General features: G+C 73.9%; 17 protein-coding genes and 1 pseudogene. 6 read left to right on the forward strand and 12 right to left on the reverse strand.

Annotated features, from left to right (window positions below; translation table 11 throughout):
* Positions 1–204 precede the first annotated feature (204 nt).
* On the forward strand, positions 205–609 hold the full coding sequence (locus tag ACFWU6_RS17090) for a CBS domain-containing protein (RefSeq protein WP_383813288.1): 405 nt from the start codon (positions 205–207) through the stop codon (positions 607–609).
* Positions 610–671: 62 nt separating this feature from the next.
* Complete coding sequence (locus ACFWU6_RS17095; protein ID WP_383813286.1) at positions 672–983, forward strand: SCO5918 family protein; 312 nt, start codon at positions 672–674, stop codon at positions 981–983.
* An 83-nt stretch (positions 984–1,066) separates the two neighbouring features.
* On the opposite strand, the gene ACFWU6_RS17100 is transcribed toward ACFWU6_RS17095, so the two are convergent.
* Positions 1,067–1,465, reverse strand: a complete 399-nt coding sequence (locus tag ACFWU6_RS17100; protein WP_383813284.1) for a TraR/DksA family transcriptional regulator — start codon at positions 1,463–1,465, stop codon at positions 1,067–1,069.
* A 234-nt stretch (positions 1,466–1,699) separates the two neighbouring features.
* Here ACFWU6_RS17100 and ACFWU6_RS17105 point away from each other — a divergent pair, with 234 nt between their 5' ends.
* Positions 1,700–1,975 carry a GlsB/YeaQ/YmgE family stress response membrane protein gene (locus tag ACFWU6_RS17105; RefSeq protein WP_383812010.1) on the forward strand — a complete coding sequence of 92 codons (276 nt, stop codon included), beginning with the start codon at positions 1,700–1,702 and terminating at the stop codon, positions 1,973–1,975.
* Positions 1,976–2,061: 86 nt separating this feature from the next.
* Here ACFWU6_RS17105 and ACFWU6_RS17110 read toward each other — a convergent pair whose 3' ends face one another.
* The 3 genes from ACFWU6_RS17110 to ACFWU6_RS17120 form a co-directional block, all read right to left on the reverse strand.
* Entirely contained in the window at positions 2,062–3,315 is a 1,254-nt protein-coding gene (locus ACFWU6_RS17110; RefSeq protein WP_383813074.1) for a PP2C family protein-serine/threonine phosphatase, read from the reverse strand.
* A gap of 295 nt (positions 3,316–3,610) precedes the next feature.
* Positions 3,611–6,397, reverse strand: coding sequence for a LuxR C-terminal-related transcriptional regulator (locus ACFWU6_RS17115; RefSeq protein WP_383981736.1), 2,787 nt, complete (start codon positions 6,395–6,397; stop codon positions 3,611–3,613).
* A gap of 207 nt (positions 6,398–6,604) precedes the next feature.
* Positions 6,605–7,552, reverse strand: coding sequence for an alpha/beta hydrolase family protein (locus ACFWU6_RS17120; protein WP_383981738.1), 948 nt, complete (start codon positions 7,550–7,552; stop codon positions 6,605–6,607).
* 427 nt (positions 7,553–7,979) lie between these two features.
* Between ACFWU6_RS17120 and ACFWU6_RS17125 the strand changes: the two genes are divergently transcribed.
* A complete protein-coding gene (locus ACFWU6_RS17125) occupies positions 7,980–8,627 on the forward strand; it encodes a hypothetical protein (RefSeq protein WP_383981739.1) in 648 nt (215 codons plus the stop codon).
* Positions 8,628–8,809: 182 nt separating this feature from the next.
* Here the strand turns inward: ACFWU6_RS17125 and ACFWU6_RS17130 are convergent, their stop codons facing one another.
* From ACFWU6_RS17130 to ACFWU6_RS17165, 8 genes and pseudogenes are all read right to left on the reverse strand, one after another.
* A complete protein-coding gene (locus tag ACFWU6_RS17130; protein ID WP_383813238.1) occupies positions 8,810–9,082 on the reverse strand; it encodes a hypothetical protein in 273 nt (90 codons plus the stop codon).
* 458 nt (positions 9,083–9,540) lie between these two features.
* Positions 9,541–10,362 (reverse strand): YceI family protein, encoded by an 822-nt coding sequence (locus ACFWU6_RS17135; RefSeq protein WP_383813240.1) that lies wholly within the window; start codon positions 10,360–10,362, stop codon positions 9,541–9,543.
* A gap of 95 nt (positions 10,363–10,457) precedes the next feature.
* On the reverse strand, positions 10,458–13,052 hold the full coding sequence (locus tag ACFWU6_RS17140; RefSeq protein ID WP_383981741.1) for an MFS transporter: 2,595 nt from the start codon (positions 13,050–13,052) through the stop codon (positions 10,458–10,460).
* 16 nt (positions 13,053–13,068) lie between these two features.
* Positions 13,069–13,551: a MarR family winged helix-turn-helix transcriptional regulator gene (locus ACFWU6_RS17145; RefSeq protein ID WP_383809003.1), complete on the reverse strand. Its 483-nt coding sequence runs from the start codon at positions 13,549–13,551 to the stop codon at positions 13,069–13,071.
* A 272-nt stretch (positions 13,552–13,823) separates the two neighbouring features.
* Positions 13,824–14,030 (reverse strand): cold-shock protein, encoded by a 207-nt coding sequence (locus ACFWU6_RS17150; protein WP_383809000.1) that lies wholly within the window; start codon positions 14,028–14,030, stop codon positions 13,824–13,826.
* 181 nt (positions 14,031–14,211) lie between these two features.
* Positions 14,212–14,655 (reverse strand): annotated as a pseudogene (locus tag ACFWU6_RS17155) (DinB family protein); the annotation flags it as partial.
* A gap of 232 nt (positions 14,656–14,887) precedes the next feature.
* A complete protein-coding gene (locus ACFWU6_RS17160) occupies positions 14,888–15,196 on the reverse strand; it encodes a hypothetical protein (RefSeq protein WP_383808996.1) in 309 nt (102 codons plus the stop codon).
* Positions 15,197–15,633: 437 nt separating this feature from the next.
* Complete coding sequence (locus tag ACFWU6_RS17165) at positions 15,634–17,190, reverse strand: MFS transporter (protein WP_383981743.1); 1,557 nt, start codon at positions 17,188–17,190, stop codon at positions 15,634–15,636.
* Between the two features lie 157 nt (positions 17,191–17,347).
* Between ACFWU6_RS17165 and ACFWU6_RS17170 the strand changes: the two genes are divergently transcribed.
* Together ACFWU6_RS17170 and ACFWU6_RS17175 are read left to right on the forward strand one after the other, a co-directional pair.
* The gene (locus ACFWU6_RS17170) at positions 17,348–17,788 is read left to right on the forward strand and encodes a MarR family winged helix-turn-helix transcriptional regulator (protein ID WP_383808990.1); all 441 of its coding nucleotides are present in this window, start codon (positions 17,348–17,350) and stop codon (positions 17,786–17,788) included.
* 94 nt (positions 17,789–17,882) lie between these two features.
* Entirely contained in the window at positions 17,883–18,479 is a 597-nt protein-coding gene (locus tag ACFWU6_RS17175; protein WP_383981745.1) for a HutD family protein, read from the forward strand.
* Positions 18,480–18,481 lie beyond the last annotated feature (2 nt).

The following is an 18,481-nucleotide window of genomic DNA, read 5'->3' on the forward strand; positions in this document are numbered from 1 at the left end:
ACCGGCGCCCAGACCCCCTCCGGCATCCCGGTCACCATCACCGCACCCGCATCCGACCGCCCCCGCCGCAGCGCAGCATCCTCCCGCGGCCGACGTCGGCCCGTTTCGGCTGCCCGGCGCGTGAGCGTGCGACAGTCCGCCTTCGACGCGGCGGCCTGAGAACCAGTGATCCGAAAACTGACCCATCTCTGCAGGAGGCATGTTTTGACGCTGGTTCAGATGCAGCCCCGCTCGGCGAACGCCGATCCCGTGCACCGGACGGTGGACGACGCGACGGAGGCGGCCGGTCCGCAGGTCGGTGACGACATGACGGTCGAGGTGGCCCTGGCCGTCATGGCCAGTGCCCGCGCCGGTCATCTGCTCGTCTGCGACGAGGACGGCCTGTGCACGGGGCTGGTCACCCGGGCCCACCTCACCGCCGTCCGCGACAGCTCCGCGTACACGGACCGGATTCGTCTGCGCGCCGTGCTCGGCGACCGCGGGCCGTCCAGCCCGTCCGCGGCCACGATGGCCGGGGCCGAGCACGCCAAGCGCCCCCGCAGGCTCGATGCCCTCCCCGCCGTCGGAGAGCTGAGCGGCGCTCCGGGCGTCCTCGCGCTCGCCCGCTGAACCGCCTCACCCGCGGCACCGTCGTCCCCTCCCTCTCCTTCTGCTTCTTCCTGTGAGGTCTCATGCGCTGTGTCATCGCCCGTTTCCCGTTCGACCTGACCAAGAGCGGTGTCCTGGAGTCGATGAAGGGCGTCAAGCCCGAACAGGTCATCGGCGAGTCCGTGATCATCGGCCGCCGGACCTACCCCGTCAAGCAGGTCGGTCAGGTCATCACCCGCCAGGACCGCCGTGACTTCAGCATCGGCGAAGTCCTCCGGGCCATGACCCAGCTCGGGTTCACCTGCCGCGGCCTTCCCCAGGCCGCCGCGCCCGCGCGCGTTCTCAGCCCGCTCCAGCGGGCTTCCGCGATGCTCGGCGTTCCCGCGGCCGTCTGACGGACAACACCGCGCGGGGCCGGGCCGGAGGCGGGGGTAGCCGCTGTGGCCCGGTGGGCCGCCACCTCGGACAGCGGCGCCGCCTACCGGCGAGGGTCGGACCGGGCGCAGTGGACACAGGTGGTCGCCGCCGGACGGATCTCCAGGCGCTCGGGCGCAATCGTCCCGCCACAGCCTTCGCACTGCCCGTACTCGCCCCGTTCGAGCCGTTCCCGTGCCCGGTCCAGTTCTTCCAGGTGCTCGCGCGCCCGGGCCATCAGGGCGGCGACGTGGGCCCGCTCGAAGGCGGTGCTGGCCCCCTCGGGGTCGTGCTCGTCGTCGACCGCGACCAAGGCGTTCGCCGCGACGATCCCGTCGAAGTCGCGGCCCAGCGCCGCCGCCCGCGCGAGGGTGTCGGCGCGGTCGGCCGCCAGGCGCGCGCGGGCGGTCGCGAAGGCGGACGGGCCGCGCTCCTCCTGGCCGTACCGGGATGTATCGCCCATGCGTGGGACAACGCCGGGCCGCGGTCCCCGATTCCCCCGCCCACCGCGCTCCACACGGCACGGTCTGGCGTCCCCGATCGCGCCGCCGCGTCACGGTGCGCCGCGACGAGCGACCGGCCGCCCGTGCCGCCCGGGCGGTCGGCGAACGATCAAGAGATCGGGGCGTTTGGAATCCGCCGGGCGGTGAAGACGTTCGTTGACACCGGCTTTACTCATCGAGGTAGGAGAAGCGTCATGGGCATCATCGCCTGGATTCTGATCGGACTGCTCGCGGGCTTCATCGCGAAGGCGCTGATGCCGGGCAAGGACCCGGGCGGCGTCATCATCACGATGCTCATCGGTGTCGCGGGCGGTCTGCTGGGCGGCTGGCTCGGCAAGGTCATCTTCGGCGTCGACTCGATCGACGGCTTCTTCGACCTCTCGACTTGGATCGCGGCCATCATCGGCTCCGTCATCCTCCTGGCCGTCTACCGACTGGTCGCCGGCAAGCGCCACCACAGCCACGCCTGAGCGACCGGTCGACCCGGTCCCACCCGGACGCAAACGGCTCCGCCCTCTCCCGAGGACGGAGCCGTTCCGTTCTTCCCGCCCGCGGGTCACTGCCCGGGAGCGGGCCGTCCCGTCTCCGACGACGGCCGCGAGGCGTCGACGAGGTCGGCGCCGGTGGCGGCGTCACGCCGGGAGTTGCCGACGCCGTGCCAGTCCAGGCACATGACCGTCGCGTCGTCCTGCAGATGGCCGTCGCTCGCGTCGACGATCGCCCCGATCAGGGTGCGGGCCGCCTCGCGGGGATGCAGTGCGCGCGTCTGGACGATCAGGTCCGACAGATCGAGGTTCTCGGCGTTGCGCTCCTGCATGCCGTCCGTCAGCATCACCAGGCGGTCTCCCGGCCGCAGGTCCAGCGACTGCACCCGGTAGGTGTTGGCCTCCGAGCCCTTGACATCGAGGCCGAACGGCCGATCGATTTTCGGAACGATCTCCCGCACCTCCCCGTCGCGCATCCGCAGCGGCCAGGGGTGCCCGGCGTTGACGAACTCGGTCCCGCCGTCGAGCAGGCTGATGCGCAGCAGCTGGCCGGTGACGTAGCCCTTGCGGCCGTGGCCGCGCATGGCCTCGTCGGCCTGGCGGGCCTGTTCCACGAGGTCGGCCCCCGCCCGTCGGGCCCGCCGCAGGGCGCCCACCACCAGGGTGGCCAGGAGCGCGGCGTCGACGTCGTGGCCCATGGCGTCGGTCACGGAGAGCTGGACGGTGTCCCGGTCGATCACATAGTCGAAGGTGTCGCCCCCCACGTGGTCGGCGGGTTCCAGCGCCCCGGCGACCGCGAACTGCGCCGCCTCGCACGCCAGCGACGCCGGCAGCAGCCGGTGCTGGATCTCGGCGGCCAGGCTCAGCGGCTTGGTGCGGCGGCCCCACTGGTATACGTCGGTGTGGGACCTGTTCGCGATGACGATGTACGCCAACGCGTGCGCGGTCTCGCCGATCTCCCGCATCACCTCGGCGCCCGGCGCCGCGGGCAGGAACAGTTCGAGCAGTCCGACGGCATCCCCGCGGTTGGTCACCGGGGCGACGACCCGCACCAGCTCGCCCCCGCCCCTGTCCTCCACCCGCGGCCGCTGGCTGCGGATCACGTCGTCGTAGAGGGTGCCCCGCAGCGGGATGCGCCGGGCCGGCTCACCGGTCTCGACGCTGCCCGCGGCGCCCAGCCGTACGACCGAACTGCCGGAGAAATCGCTGATCAGGAACGACACCGACGCGGCCCCGAGGTGCTCCCTGAGCATGCGCGCGACCACGTCGAGCGACTCCACGGGCGCCGCGGCCTCCGCCGCTTCCAAGGTCCCCGCCAACGTCATCGCCCTGCCCCGGCGGCTGCCGCCCTCAGGAGGACGGGAGACCTGCCCGTCGTCCGGCTCTCCTGCGGTCACAGCGACCCCTTACTGCTCGATGCCGGCCGGGACCCCGTACCGGACGCGCGAAGATCCGCGCCGAGGCGGCACCGGACAGGCCCATTGCACCATGGAGCCCTCCGGACCCGGCGGCCCGGCTGTGCCGGCTCGGCGCCGCCGGACGGCCCCCGCGCCGGGCCGTCCCGCTCGCGCGTTCCCGCTCCGTACCGTCCTGCTCCCTGCCGTCCTACTCCGTGCCGTCCTACTCCGCGCCGTGCTGTTCCGCGCGGTCCACCAGCCGCGACAGCTCCGTCCGGGAGCGGACCCCCAAGAGGGCGAAGACGTTGCGCAGATGGTGGTCGACGGTACGGGGGCTGACGGACAGGCTCAGCGCCACCTCGCGATTGGTCGCCCCCTCCGCCACGCGGCGCGCGATGCGCAGCTGTTGGGGTGTCAGCGCCGCGAGGCTCCCCGTCCGGGCGGGCGCGGGGGCCTCGCCCGTGGCCCGCAACTCCGCGCGGGTCTGCTCCGCCCAGGGGAGCGCGCCGCATCGCTCGAAGCCCACGAGCGCGTCTCTGAGCCGGTTCTTGGCCTCTCCCGGCCGACGCTGCCGGCGCAGCCACTTCCCGTACAGCAACTGCGTGCGCGCCCGCTCGAAGGCTCCGTCGGTGGCCTCGTGCCGGGCCAGCGCCACGGCGTACAGGGCATCGGTGTCCTCCGGCGCGGCCAGCAGGGCGCGGCACCTGGCCAACTGCGCGGACGCCTGGGCGTCGGTCCCCTGAGCGACCCACCCGGTGTACTCCTCCACAGCGGCCCGCGCCTGCGCCCGCAGCCCCGAGGACACGGCCGCTTCGACGAAGCACGGCACGGCGAGCATGCGGATGGCGAAGTGGCCCCGGTGGGGCCCCGCCCCGGTCAGCGGGCCGAGCCGGGCGGCGGCTTCGCGTACCCGCCCGTGACAGAGGTCGGCGCGGGCCGACGCCCATTCGGCGAGGGTGGCGGCCTGGGCGAGGCCGTGCGGACCGGCGATCTGCAAGGCCTGGCGGGCGTGGGCGGCGACGGCCGCCGCACCGCCCTCCACGGACGCGACCATGGCGAGGATCGCGTGCTGATGGGCGACGACGTTGCGCTGGCCCGCCCGGTGGGCGGCGCGCAGCCCCTCCTGCGCGTGGGCCCCGGCCCGTGCGTGCTGCCCGGCGCGCAGTTCGGCGTAGGCGAGGTGTTCGAGCACCTGGGGGGCGAGGGAGGCGAGCCCGCGTGCACGGGAGACGGCGAGCGCCCGGGCATTGGCGTGGCAGGCGGCCCCGGTGTCACCGAGGACGAGCGCGGCGACACCGGCCCGCAGCAGTCGCGTCGGGTCGTCGTCGCTCCGCGCGCGGTCGAGCACCCGGCGCAGGGCCTCCCGCGCTTCCCCCGGCCGCCCGCCGAGGGCGGTGCGCAGCCCCGACCGGTAGTCCTGTGCCTGGGCGGCAGCCGCTCCGGGCGCCGCCGTCACCCGGCCCGCCCCTGGGGCGTGCGCGGCCGTCCCGTCGAGGGCGGCGAGGCAGGCTCCGGCGTCCCCGGCGGCCCACGCGGCCTCCATCGCCGCCAATCCCGCGGCCAGTGCCCGCTGCGGATCGTACGGACCGAGGCGCACCGCGGCCATCATGAGCGTCTCGTACGCGTCCCCGACCGCTCCGTCCCGCAGGGCGAGGGTGCCGCGGACCAGTTCCGCGCGCCCGCGCACGGCGTCGTGGACCGCCGCGTCGCGTGTCGTGGACAGCAGCTCCCGCACCTGGTGCGGGCGCCCGCCGAGCAGGGCGTACTCGGCCGCCGCGGTCAGCCGTGACACCCGGGCGCCGGTGCGGGCGGTGAGGCCGGCGGCCAGGGCCAGGGCGGCCGAACGCCGCACGTCGGACATGCGGGAGCCGGAGGCCGTCGCGGCGTCCGTCAGGGCCGCGGCGAGACCGGAGTCGGGGCCCTCGGCGGCCAGGGCGAGATGGAACAGCCGGCGCAACGGGTGGCGCCCGCCGTCGACGACGGACGCGAGGAGCGCATGGGCGGCCCGGCGCCGCGGCCGCGGGGCGGCGGCGTATACCGCCCGCCTGAGCAGCGCACTGCCGAACGCCACGCGCTCCCCGTCGCACCGGGCCACCCCCGCCGCCTCGGCCGGGTCCAGTACGGCCGCATCCAGTCCGGCGGCCCGGGCGGCGCGCAGGACGTGGTCGGCGTCCGCGCCGGCTCCCTCGGGATCGGCCTCGTGCGCCGCGCAGGCCAGCAGCAACAGCAGGCGGGTGTCGGCCGGCAGCGGGGCCAGCCGGGCACCGAAGGCCCTCGACAGGGCGCCGCCGTCCACCAGCGGGCGGGGCAGCGGACGATGGCCGCGGAGCCGGTCCGGTGACAGGCCTTCGACCAGAGCGGCCAGCAGGGCCGGGTTGCCCTCCGCCGCGTGCAGCAGCTGATCCCGTACGGCCGGGGCCGCTTCCCCGCCGGTCAGCCCGTCGAGGAGGGCGGTGGCCGCACGGTCGTCGAGCGGACCGAGCCGGACCACGGGCAGTCCCGAGAAGTCGGGGTCGCCAGCGCGGGCTCCGTCGACCGAAAGCAGCAGTCCGATTCCGGGAAGGGAACCGGTGCGCCGCGCGGCGAAGCCGAGGGCCGTACGCGACGGGGCGTCCCAGAGGTGGGCGTCGTCGATGCAGACGAGCAGCGGTCCTCCGCAGGCGATGACCGGCAGCAGTTCCAGCAGGCCCGCCGGAGCCAGACCCGCGCGGAGCACGGACGCGGGCGCCGTGTCCGTCCGCCCGGCAGCGGCGCAGAGCAGGGCGTGGACCCCGCTGTACGGCAGACCGCTCTCGGCCGGGGCGACGCGGGGACGCAGGACGGGCCCGGCGGTGAAGTCGCCTGCGGCCCGGTCCAGGAGGGCGGTACGACCCAGTCCGGGCTCGGCGGCGAGCAGCAGCGCCCCGCCCTGTCCGGGCCCGAGCCGGTCGGACAGGGCTGCCACGCGCTCCCGTTCCGCGCTCCGGCCGTACAGCCGGAGGGGACCGGCCGATGTCATCGATCCCGTCACGGCGGTCACGTTACTTCTGTGTGAACAGGAGCGGAAGGCTGTCGTCACGGTGCCGTCCGACGGGCCGTCACACCGCCGACCTGCGCTGACGTGGGCGGACGGGCGCGGCTTGGGACCCGTCCCAGTGGCGGCGGTCCAGGTGTGTGCCGGCGTACAACCCCGTCCGCGGGGGCGCCGCGGACGGGGCCGTACGCCGGACGGGGCGGTTCAGGAGGTGTGGGGGCAGTTGCCCCGGTACTCCTCGATGGTCAGGCTGGGGCGCGGCAGCGGGCACAGGAACTGCTCGTAGCGGGTGTCGTCGTCGATGAACCGCTTCAGCCACGAAATGCTGTACTTCGCGATGGTGGTGTTGGACGCGTTCGGAGTGAAGTGCGTCGCGCCGTTGAGTTCCAGGTACGCCTTGTCGAGCGAGCCCGGCAGGCTCTCGTAGAACGGCTCCGAGTGGGAGCCGACCGGTGCGACGGTGTCGCCGTCCGCGCCGATGACCAGGGTGGGTGTCCGGATCTCGGACCAGGTCTTGTCCGTGTTCCAGCCGGTGAGCGGGATCGCCGCCTGCAGCGAAGGCCGGCTCTTCGCGGCCTCCAGCGTGCCGCCGCCGCCCATGGAGTGGCCCATCACGCCGAGCCGGCTGCTGTCGATCCGGGTCCGCACGGAGCTGCGCTGCGTCAAGTAGTCCAGTGCGGAGAGCAGTTGACGTCCTCTGCTGTCCGGCTGGTCGAGGGTGGTGAGGGTGTCGATGGTGAAGACGACGAAGCCCTGGGAGGCCAGCCGCGGGCCGAGCCAGGCGATGGACGACTGGCTGGCGGTGAAGCCGGGTGAGATCACCACGGCCCCGAAGGTGCCGTCGGCCGTGGACGTCGGGTAGTAGATGGTGCCCCCGCCGAAGCCCGAGACGCTCAGGGAGGAGACGTTGGCCTGCGACACCGAGTAGGAGCCCCTGGCGGCCTCGATGCTCGACGTGCTCGGCGCGGGGCCCCGCTCGTACGGATTGGCCGCGGCCTGGGCACCCGGCGCGGTGAAGGTGCCGATGCCGCCGACGGCGAGGAGCGCCGCCAGACCGGACACGAGTGACCGCAACCGTATCCTCCCACTGCGGGCGGGCTGCTCGGAGCGGGTGTTGCCGGTGAGGTGGGCGCTTTCGATGTTCTGATGCACGACGGAGTCGTCCTCTCGGTCGGGGCGGAGCCGGGCCGTGGCGGCGGGCCCGCGGCTCCGGGCCGGGGGCCGTGCTGCACGCGGGTCTGGACCGCCTCGTTCGCTGGCCGGATCAATGTCGCGGCGCACCCCGGGTGCGCGCATCGGCGGAATCACCTGCCGTGTACGGCTGCCGGGGGAGGGACGGGAGCGGGAGCCCGCTCGCGTGCCGGGCGGGGGAGCGGGCGGACCGGCACACGACGCTCAAGGCGTCGAGAGGAGAAGGGTCCTGACGTCCTGTCGTTCAACGGCGGACCGCGGCGATCGGGCCTGCAGGGGTGGCTGCCTGCCGGCAGGCCCGGGATGGACTCGCCGGGGTCCTCAGCGGCTGGGCGGGCGCCCCCCCCCGCGCCGCACGGTGCGCACGCGGGTGCGGCACCATGTCCCCATGACCACCGCCGTACGCCGCGTGCCGCTCCCCCCGTTGCCCCTCATGGGCGTCACCGCCCTGGTGTCCGTCGCCCTCGCCGCCTGCGGCAGCGTCACCGCCGGCTCTGCGGCCCCCCGCTCCGAACTGGAGGCGCGCGCCCGTTCTGCCCAGGTGGCGATCGAGAACGTGTACGTCACCGCGGTGCCCGGCTACGACCTGGCCGTGCAGTCCGTGGGGGTCCTCGGCGCCGACGGATTCTCGGCGACGTACGTGAAGAAGGGCACGGGGGAGCAGATACGCCTCGGGGTCGACCGCGGCACCATGGACGCGGCGAGCTGCCCGAGGACTCCGCTCGGCGTCGGTAACGGCGGCACGGAGGGCGCCGTCGAGTGCGTGAAGGACGGCAAGCGGTGGTACCGCGACGGCGGCACGCAGCACGAGTACGCGACCGAGGTGGACGGCCGCCTCATACGGGTCAACGCCGACACCGGAACCGTGGACCGCGCCACCCTGCGCACGGCGGCCGAAGCCGCGCACCCCGCGAGCGACATGGAACTGGACGCGGTCCTGCCCGCGGAACGGGACGGCGGACAGCCGGTCGAACGCGGAGACCTGCCGAAGACCGGCGACGGGGCGCCCGACAACGGGGTGGGCGCGGGCGGTTGACCGCGCCGGCCCCGCCCGGCGCCACGGAGCCGGCCCCCGCCGCGAGCGGGGGCCGGCGCCGGGCGGGGCCCGGTGTTCGTGTCGGTGTCGGTGCCGGCCGGGACCGGTGCCCGGGGCCGGCGCGACACCACGATGTGCGGCCCGAAGGACCGGACCGCACATCATGCCCTCATCGGGACGGATCAGTACTTGTCGTGGCCGTGGTGGCCGTGGCCGTGGCCTCCGTAGCCGTAGTCGTCGTCGTCATCGTCCCAGCCGCTGTTGTGGGACCAGCCGCCGCGGTGGCCGCCCCAGCCGTCGTCGTCGTCACCGCAGTCACCGCCGGTGACGTAGCTGACGGAGTGGGTCGGGGCTGCCGCCGAGGCGGTGCCCGCCGTGCCGAGCGCGACGCCACCCGCCATCAGGGCTCCGGCAGCTGACACCGCGAAGAGACGCTTCACTCTCTGAGCATGCATGGGAAAACCTTTCCTTCCGCCCCGTCCGCCTCCACGAGGCATGAGGGGGTCGGCCGCGGCCGCAGCAGGAAGGCGTACGGCGCGGGTCGGGTGCGTCGCCGCGTGATGAACACCGAGCACGTCGTGCGCCACGGCGCGGCCGTGCGCCGCGCACTGTCCCGAGCCGGGCAGGCGTCAGGTCCCGGCCCCCTTGGTGCGGGGACCGCGGCCGCAGTGGACGTGCTCCGCAGGTGCGGCTCTCACTCACAAAGGCTAGTCGCGCTCACGCCACTCGGCACCTCGGGGACCAGGGCGCACCGCCGGCTCCGGAGCCGGGCGCCCCGGAGCCGGCGGGATGCCGCCCCGGGGCGGTGGATGCGGCCCCGTGGGTGGTCGGCGCCCGCGGGGCCGGGCGCCCAACCAGCTTTCTTCCGACCGCACTTGGAGCGGATGCGTGCATCGGCCGTTCGGCGTGCGCGCTATGCCTGCGGCAGCGACTCGCCCTGTACGGCCTGGATGTCCAACTCCACCCTCAGGGTGGCCCCGATGGCTGCGATCCCCGCCTTCACCACCTGGTTGTAGTTCATCGCGAAGTCCTCGCGGCGGAGCTCGGCCGTGGCGCGGAACGCCGCGCGCGTGCCGCCCCAGGGATCGGCGCCGGTACCGAGACAGGCCAGGTCCAGGTCGACGGGGCGGGCGACGCCGTGCATGCTCAGCTCGCCCCGCACCGTCCAGCGGTCGGTGCCCGCCGGTATCACGCCCGTCGAACGGTAGGTGATCTCCGGGTAGGCCTCCACGTCGAGGAAGTCGCCGGAGGTGAGGTGCGCGTCGCGCAAGGCGTTGCCCGTGTCGATGGAAGCGGCCCGGATCACCGCGTCCACGCGGGACGCGGTCACGTCCCCGGCAGCGATCTCGATCCGCCCGGCGAAGTCGGTGAACCTGCCGTGCACGCTGGAGATGCCCAGGTGCTGGGCGACGGCGCCCACGGACGAGTGCGCCGGATCGATCGTCCACGGCCCGGGCGGAGGCAGTTCGCTGCCGCCCTGCCGGGCGAGGACGATGCTGCCCATCTCGGCGCGGCCGCTCGCCGTGACGATCGCGCTCGACGCGGCGGGCGCGTACCCGAGCGCGGTGACTATGACGGTGTACGCGCCCGGAGCGAGCGCGGTCGTGTCGTGTACGGCGCCGTCGCCGTCGGCCTCGGCGCGCACCACCTGGGTGCCCGTCGTGTCCGTCACCGTGACGACCGCGTGCGACACGGCCCATCCGTCGCGCGTGCGGATCCGTGCGGTGAGTCCCATCCCGTTTTCTCCCTGCGAAAGCATTGTGAACCGGCCCGGTCGGAACCGGCCCGCAGGGCGTCCCCGCTCGGGATGCGCCCCACGGGCCGGGTCGACTACTCGCCGGGGTGGGCGAGTTCGACGTCGTGGTCGTCGACGCCGCGGGCGCCCACGGTCAGCGCCGTGGCCACCGGCGGGTAACCGGTCGCGATGACGGTGTACTCGCCGCCGTCCAGGTCAGTGAAGGCGTACGCACCGTCCGCGCCGGTCCGCGCGGTACCGACCACATTGCCCGCGGCGTCCAGCAGCGTGACCCGCGCGTCCTCCAGCGGCCCGCCCGGAGCCCGTACGGTGCCCTGCACCCGGGCTCCCGTGCTGAGCTCGACCTCGACCCGGGTGACGCCGGCGCCGCCGACCTCGACGGGCAGGGCCGCCGGGCGGCGTCCGAGGGCGTTCACGGCGACCGTCACGGAGCCCGGAACCAGCTCGGCGAAGGCGAATCCGCCCTGCTCGTCGGTGGTCCCGGCGGCCAGCACGTCACCGCGCACGTCCGTCACGATGACCATGGCGCCCTCGACCGGTGTCCCGGTCTCGGCGGCCCGTACGGTACCGCCCAGCCCGCTCGTTCCGCTCAGCAGGATGTCGTAGGCGACGGGCTCGCCGTTCACCACGACCGTCGAGGCCTGCGGCTGGAAGCCGTCTGCCGAGGCGATCAGGACGTACGAGCCGGTGCCCGGCGCGTCCACCGCGTACGAGCCGTCGGCCTGCGCGACCGACCGGCCGAGCTGTCGTCCGGCGAGCGAGATGAGGGTCACCGCGGCCCGGGGCACGGGCACGCTCTCGGCGCCGCGCACGAAGCCGCGTACCGGGGTGCCGCCGCTCACGGGGCCGCCTCCCGCGTCCGCGACCGCGGCCACGGCGGCCGGTCGCCGTGCCGCCCCGGGGCCGGCGCCGGGGGAGGCGACGGTGGCGGCGGCGGGCGGGGCCGCGGATGCCCGGGCGGTCCCGCCCGGTCCGGCCGCTCCGGCCGGCGCCGCGCTCACCGCGTGGACGTCGCCGTCGCTCTCGGCGTCACTCTCGGTGCCGGTGCCGGTGCCGGTGCCGGTGCCGGTGGCGGACGTGGCCGCCTGGGCCATGCCTCCCGACGTCCGCAGCGGTACCTCCTTGATGAAGATCGTGACGAGGAAGGCGATCAGCGCCAGCGGAGCGGCGATCAGGAAGACGTCCGCGATGCCGTGGCCGTAGGCGCTCTCCATCACGGTGCGCAGCGGACCGGGGAGGCTGTCCATGTCCGGGATGCTGCTGCCGGAGCCGGCACTCGCCGCGGCGGCCGCGTACTTCGGATCGAGCGTGGCGAGCCCGTCCTGGGCGTAGTGGGTGATCCGGTGGGCCATGACCGCGCCGAGCGCGGAGACACCGATCGCACCGCCCAGGGAGCGGAAGAACGTCACGGTCGAGCTGGCCGATCCGAGGTCGGAGGGGTCGACCTGGTTCTGCGTGCACAGCACCAGGTTCTGCATCATCATGCCGATGCCGAGGCCCAGCAGCGCCATGAAGGCCGCGATGTGCCAGTACTCCGTGTCGTAGCGGATCGTGCCGAGCAGGCCGAGGCCTGCCGTCACCAGTACGCCGCCGCACAGCAGCCACGCCTTCCAGCGGCCGGTCTTGGTGATGACCTGCCCGGAGACGGTGGAGGAGACGAACAGTCCGGCGATCATCGGGATCGTCATCACGCCCGACATGGTGGGGGACTTGTCGCGGGCGAGCTGGAAGTACTGGCTGAAGAACACCGTGCCGGTGAACATCGCGACGCCGACGAAGAGCGACGCGATCGACGACAGGGCGATGGTGCGGTTGCGGAACAGCCGCAGCGGGATGATCGGCTCGGCCGCCCTGGACTCGACGAGGAGGAAGAGCAGACCGAGGGCGATCGAACCGCCGACCATCGCGGCCGTCTGCCACGACATCCAGTCGTACTTGTCGCCGGCGAAGGTGACCCAGACCAGCAGCAGCGAGACGGACGCGGAGATGAAGAACGCACCGGACCAGTCGACCTTGACGTCGCGCTTGACGACCGGCAGGTGCAGGGTCTTCTGGAGCACGATCAGGGCGATGACCGCGAAGGGCACGCCGACGTAGAAGCACCAGCGCCAGCCGAGCCAGGAGGTGTCGGTGATGACGCCGCCGAGGAGGGGGCCGCCGACGGTGGCGACGGCGAAGACCGCGCCGAGGTAGCCGCTGTACCGGCCGCGCTCGCGCGGGGAGATCATCGCGGCCATGACGATCTGGGCGAGGGCGGACAGGCCGCCGACGCCGATGCCCTGGACCACGCGGCAGGCGATCAGCATGCCGGCGCTCTGGGAGAGGCCGGCGACGACCGATCCCAGCACGTAGACGATCAGCGCCGTCTGTACGAGCGCCTTCTTGCTGTAGAGGTCGGAGAGCTTGCCCCACAGGGGGGTGGTCGCGGTCATGGAGAGCAGCGCCGCCGTCACGACCCAGGTGTAGGCGGACTGGCCGCCGCCCAGGTCGCCGATGATCTCGGGCAGGGCGTTGGAGACGATCGTCGACGACAGGATCGCGACGAACATGCCGAGCAGCAGACCGGAGAGCGCCTCCATGATCTGCCGGTGGGTCATCGGTGCGCCGTCGTGGCCGCCTCCGTGCTTGGCGTGAGAGCCCCGCACACCGGCTGGTGTGGTCGTTGCCATGGGCTTCCTTACGTTCTTATGCGGGTGTACGGGTGGTCTGTTCGGTTGCGTGGGGGAGCCGTTGCGCGGAGCGGCAGTCGCCGAAGCTCATCCGCAGCCGGGTCATGAGCTGGACCAGGCGGCCGACTTCGTCGTCGGACCAGTCGCTCAGCCGGTCGGCGAGCAGCCGGGAGGTGCGTCGGGAGAGGTCGTCGAGCTGGTCCTGCCCCGCGGGGGAGAGGTGCAGGATGCGGGAACGCCGGTCACCGGGATCGGGGGACCGTTCGATCCATCCGCGGTCCGCGACGTGCGCCACGTGGCGGCTGGTCACCGACATGTCCACGGAGAGCAGCTCGGCGAGCCTGCTCATCCGCATGTCTCCGTGCCGTCCGAGCAGCGTCAGGACGGCGGCGGATCCCGCCGGGCAGTGCGGCGGCAGGATGCGCCCCAGGTCCCGCTTCACGGCGCCGATGGCACTGAGGGCGCGGGCCAGTTCCTCGTACTGCGCCTGCTCGGCCATCGCGCCTCCCATGTCGTTGCTTGGGGCAACCGTAAAATTAGTTGGTTGCTCCACGCAAACCGTCGGGGGGTTACGGGGCTAAAACCTTTGCAAAGGCAAGCATGGTGGATGTAAACCCGCAGGTGAGGGCTGTGCGATCTGGGGAACGGCCACCGTTCGCGCAGCGCACCCCTGTGAACTGCGACGACGTGTTCGCCCTGCCGGAGTCGCCGAAAGGGGCCCCGGAGCAGCGCATTCAGGAACCGTCGTGCCGGCGGTGTTCGTCCGCCCGGTCAGGGCCTGACGCGGCGGGCGGCCATCCGGCCCCGGCCCAGCTCGATGGTGAACGTGACCTGCTGCTCCTCGGAGAGGACCTGCGGCTCGCCCTCTATGTCCTCCCGCTCGACATAGACCGGCGCGGTCTCGCCGAGGGGCAGGATGAAGCCGTAGCCCCGCTCGCGGTTGTACGACTGGACGAACCCCGTGACGCGCGGTTCCATCGTGCACCTCCCGTGCCCTCCGTGCCCACGAGCCTGGACCACGAACGGCGGTACCGCCTTCCGGGCGACACCGTACGGGTGACGGAACCCGCCGGGACAGGCCTACCGCCGCTCCAGCACCCCCCCGTACGAACGCCGCCTGACCGGCGTGCTGGAGGTCGTCGCCCATCACGCTGACCAGGCGCACGCCCAGGGTCACCGGCGGGTCCCAGTCCTCGTCGACCACCCGGTCCAGGTCGGCCGCGGACAGGCCCCGCACGAAGCGCAGGGTCTCCTCGTGCACCGCGTCGAAGTACCCCAGCAGCAGCTCGCCCGAGTCCACCCGGACCGAGCCCGCCTGGCGGGCGGTGTGGCCGTACCCGGTGGACCCGGCCGGCTGGGACAGGGCGAAGCGGGCGGCCCAGCCCTGCGTCAGCCAGACCTGCTCCCGCCGGGCGGCGTCCGCCACGTGGTCGTCCTGGACACGGGTCAGGTGCCAGACGAGCCAGGTGATGGAATTGGCCGCCGGGTCGACGCGCGCGCCGAGCTGCTCCGCCGAGAGCCCCTCGACGGCCTCGTGCACGACCTCGTGGATGCGCGCGAACCCGTCGGCGATGACGTCCGTAGCCTTCATGCGCCCCACCATGCAAGGCGCGCGGGCCCGCCCGGCGGAACCGACACGCGGCGGGCGGGTGGCAGGAGCCGGTGGCGAGGGGGCGGCGGGCGGTCGGCGAGGTCCGGCCCGGCTCCGGGCGACGGGTCCGGTTCGCCGCCTGCACGACCCGGACGGCAACCGGCCGGATCACCCTGATCGAGAACCCGGTGTCCGGTCGGCGCGGCGGGACGCGGGGAGCGCCCCCCGCCACGCCGGACGGGGCTCAGACGTCCGCGTCGATCCCCGTCACCGCGGGGGGTCCCAGGGGTGCGTCCTTCTCGGTGAAGCCGGACTGCTCCAGGGCGCCGGCCGTCAGGCGGACGGCGTCGCGCTCGGCGCCCGCGCGGTCGTGCGCGTCGACCTCGAGCCGCACGGAGAAGGTGCCGTCGTCGTGGAGCGTCAACAGGTCGAGGTCTTCCGTCTCACTCAGGTCGGTGTGGTGGGAGGCCAGCCTCCGCACCAGCTCGGAGCGCGCTGTGTCGTTGATGTCCTTGAGGAACGTGCCGGGCACGGTGATGACGTACGTGGTCACTGCTCTGCCTCCTCGTGTGGGCCGGCGAAGGCCGTGTGCCTGGTTCGGATGCCCCGGTGGGGCGTTTCAAACCCCTGGCGGCCGCCGGGGCGCTCGGGCGGACGGGGTCCGTCACCACACCGGGCGCAGCGGCGGCGGCTCCCCGGCCGTCGGTGAGGGCGCCGAGGAGACGGCCGAGTTCCCGCCGCAGGGGTGCCCAGGTCCGTACGGCCCGCCGGCGCGGCCTCCGGCTGGTGCAGGCTCCTGCCGGCGACGTCCAGGTGCCGGTGCGCGGCCTCCTTCAGTACCACCAGTTTCCGCCGCCCGCCCTCGGGGTGCGGCCCGTGCCGTGCGCCACCGCGTTCCTCCAGGTCGTCGGCCCGGGAACCGGTACCCGTCCGCCCTCCGGACCACGGGGTGCCGGCGTGTCCTCCCGGGCCGGTCCCGGACGGGTGCGGTCAGGCGGTGGCGCTCGCGCCGGCCTTGTCGGTCCGGGCGGGCTCGGGGGCCGGAGGGGCCGGAGCGGGGGTCGCGGCGGTCGCCGCGGGCCGGGGCGACCCGGCGGCGACGGCTCCGCGCCCGCCCCGCAGTCCCCGCAGGCTGATCAGCCCGACCAGGGCGAAGGCGACCGCCCCGATGCCGAAGGTGAGCGTGAAGCCGGATTCCGCGGGCAGCGGCGGTACGCCCGCCGGCAGGTGCTCGATCGTCTTCGACGCGAGGATGGTCGTCACGACGGCACTGCCGATCGCGCTGCCCGTCGAGCGGGAGATCGAGTTGATGCCGTTGGCGATGCCGCTCTGGCGGTGCGGGACGCTCGCCATGATCACGGCGGGCATGGCGGCGTAGCCGAAGCTGACGGCCGCACCCACGACGAGCCCGGCGCCGATCACCGAGACGCTGTGCCGGTGGTCCAGGGCGAGCCAGGCGAAGCCGGCGGCGCCGAGCCCGGCGGCCAGGGTCAGCGCGACGCGCGGACCGCGATGGCGTACCAGCCGGCCGCCCACGGGTGAGGCCAGTAGCGAGACGATCGCGCCGGGCAGCAGGAACTGCACGGAGGCGCGCAGGATCGAGGCGTCGAAGCCGTAGCCGGTGAGGGCCCGGGGCATCTGGACGAGGTACGAGACGCCCAGGAAGTTCGCGAACATGCCGAAGCCGACGAGCACGCCGGCCAGATTGGCCATCAGCACCGGGCGGTGGACGAACATGCGCATGTCGACCAGCGGCTCGCGGACCTTGAGCTCGGTCAGCACCCAGACCGCCGTCATCACGGCCGCGCCTGCGAAACTGCCCAGCGTCCGGCCGGAGGCCCAGCCCCACTCGTGGCCCTGGGAGACGGGCAGCAGGAGCAGCAGGAGGGCGGCGCCGAGCGTGAGCGCCCCCAGGAAGTCGGTGCGTCCGCCCGTTTTGTGCCGGGTCGCGGGGACCAGGAGGACGACGGCGAGCAGGGCCAGGGCGGCGAAGCCGGTCGCCATCCAGAAGGCGTTGCGGTAGTCCGCGCCGGCCCCCGACGTGAGCAGCCCGGTGGCGACGAGCGCGAGACCGCTGCCGAACGCCAGGGTGCCGCTGACCAGGGCCATGGCGCCGGGCAGCTTGTGCGGGCGGACCTCCTCGCGCAGGACCGACAGGGCCAGCGGGAAGATCGCGGTGGCGGCCCCCTGGAGCACCCGGCCCACGATCAGCCACGGCAGCGAGGAGGCCAGCGCGGCGACGATCGAGCCGGCGACCATCACGCCGAGTACGGCGACCAGGGTGGGCTTCTTGCCGTGCTGGTCGCCGAAGCGTCCCAGGAGCGGGGTGAAGACGGCCGCGGACAGCAGGGTCGCGGTGGTCACCCAGCTCACGTTGGCGGTGGAGGTGCCGAGGTCGTTGCGGATCAGGCCCAGGATCGGGACGGGCAGGGTCTGCATCATCGACACGACCATGGCGGCGAGGCTCAGGGCGAAGACGATGACCGTCTCGTTCCGGGGCCCGGAGTCCGGTGAGTCCGGCGAGTCGGCGGGGGAGGGGGTGCTCATGGCGGGCGGACCTTCTGGTGGGCGTCGGGTGGTGCGCAGGTACTTCAGGGCACTGATGCTTGAGCTCATCAAGTAACTCGGCCGACGGTAGACCGCGATAGTTAAGGTGGTCAAGTAAACAATTGATAATGTCAACCATCCCGCGTACGCTCGGACCATGAGCGACACGGCCCCGCACGCCCCCACCAAGCTCCAGCTGCTCGAACTCCTCGCGGCCATCGGCACCGCCCAATGGCGCGACTTCGCCGCGGCCGCCGCGCACCACGGCCTGACCTCCACCCAGGCCAAGGTGCTCGCCCAGCTCGACGGCCCGCTGCCGATGAGGGGCCTCGCCGCCCTGCTCGTCTGCGACGCCTCGAACGTCACCGGGATCGTCGACCGGCTGGAGGCCCGCGAACTGGTGCGCCGCGAGCCCGATCCCGCCGACCGCCGCGTCAAGAACGTCGTGGCCACGGACGCCGGCCGCGAGGTCATCCGCCGCGTGCGCGAGGAGATGCAGGCCACCCACGGCGCCCTCGACGCCCTCGACGGAGCGGAGAGCGCCACGCTCTACGCACTGCTGGAGCGCCTGCGCCCCACCCTGGAGAAGCGCGCCTGAGGCGACGCCCCGGCCGGCGGCGCCGTCCCGTGCGGCGTCCTCCGCCCGGTGGCGGCCCCCGTCCGGCCGCGGCGCCCCGGATAGGCTCACCGCCATGAACACTGCCGACGGGGTCCGGATCCTGAGGGCGGCCGATCGCAGGTCCGCCGTCTGGAAGAACGGCGGGGGCGTCACCCGGGAGGTCGCCGCCCGGCCCGAGGGGGCCGGCGCCGAGGACTTCGCCTGGCGGGTGAGTCTCGCCGAAGTGGCGGCCGACGGGCCGTTCTCGGTCTTCCCCGGGATCGACCGGACGCTCACCCTCGCCGAAGGCGCGGGCATGGACCTCGTCGTAGGGGGCGCGCGCCGCCTCGTCGACGAGCGGTTCACGCCGCAGCACTTCCCCGGCGACGAGCCCACCGACTGCCGGCTCCTCGACGGGCCGGTCGTGAACTTCAACGTGATGTACCGGCGGGGTGCGGTGCGGGCCGGGACCGCCGTCGTGCGCGGCCGCGTCGCCCTCGCCGCCCGGCCGGGGGAGACCCTGCTGGTGGTCGCGCTGGACGGGTCCGCCGTACTGGAACGGCCCGCGGGCGCCGACGCCCCCGAGGAGCTGGCCCCGTACGACGCGGCCCTGGCGGTGGGCCCGCTCAGGCGCCTGCTGCGGACGACCGGCCGCACCGCCGTCGTGCGCTTCGGCCCGCCGCACCCCTGAGC

It is taken from the genome of Streptomyces sp. NPDC058674, from assembly GCF_042716505.1.
Classification (GTDB): domain Bacteria; phylum Actinomycetota; class Actinomycetes; order Streptomycetales; family Streptomycetaceae; genus Streptomyces.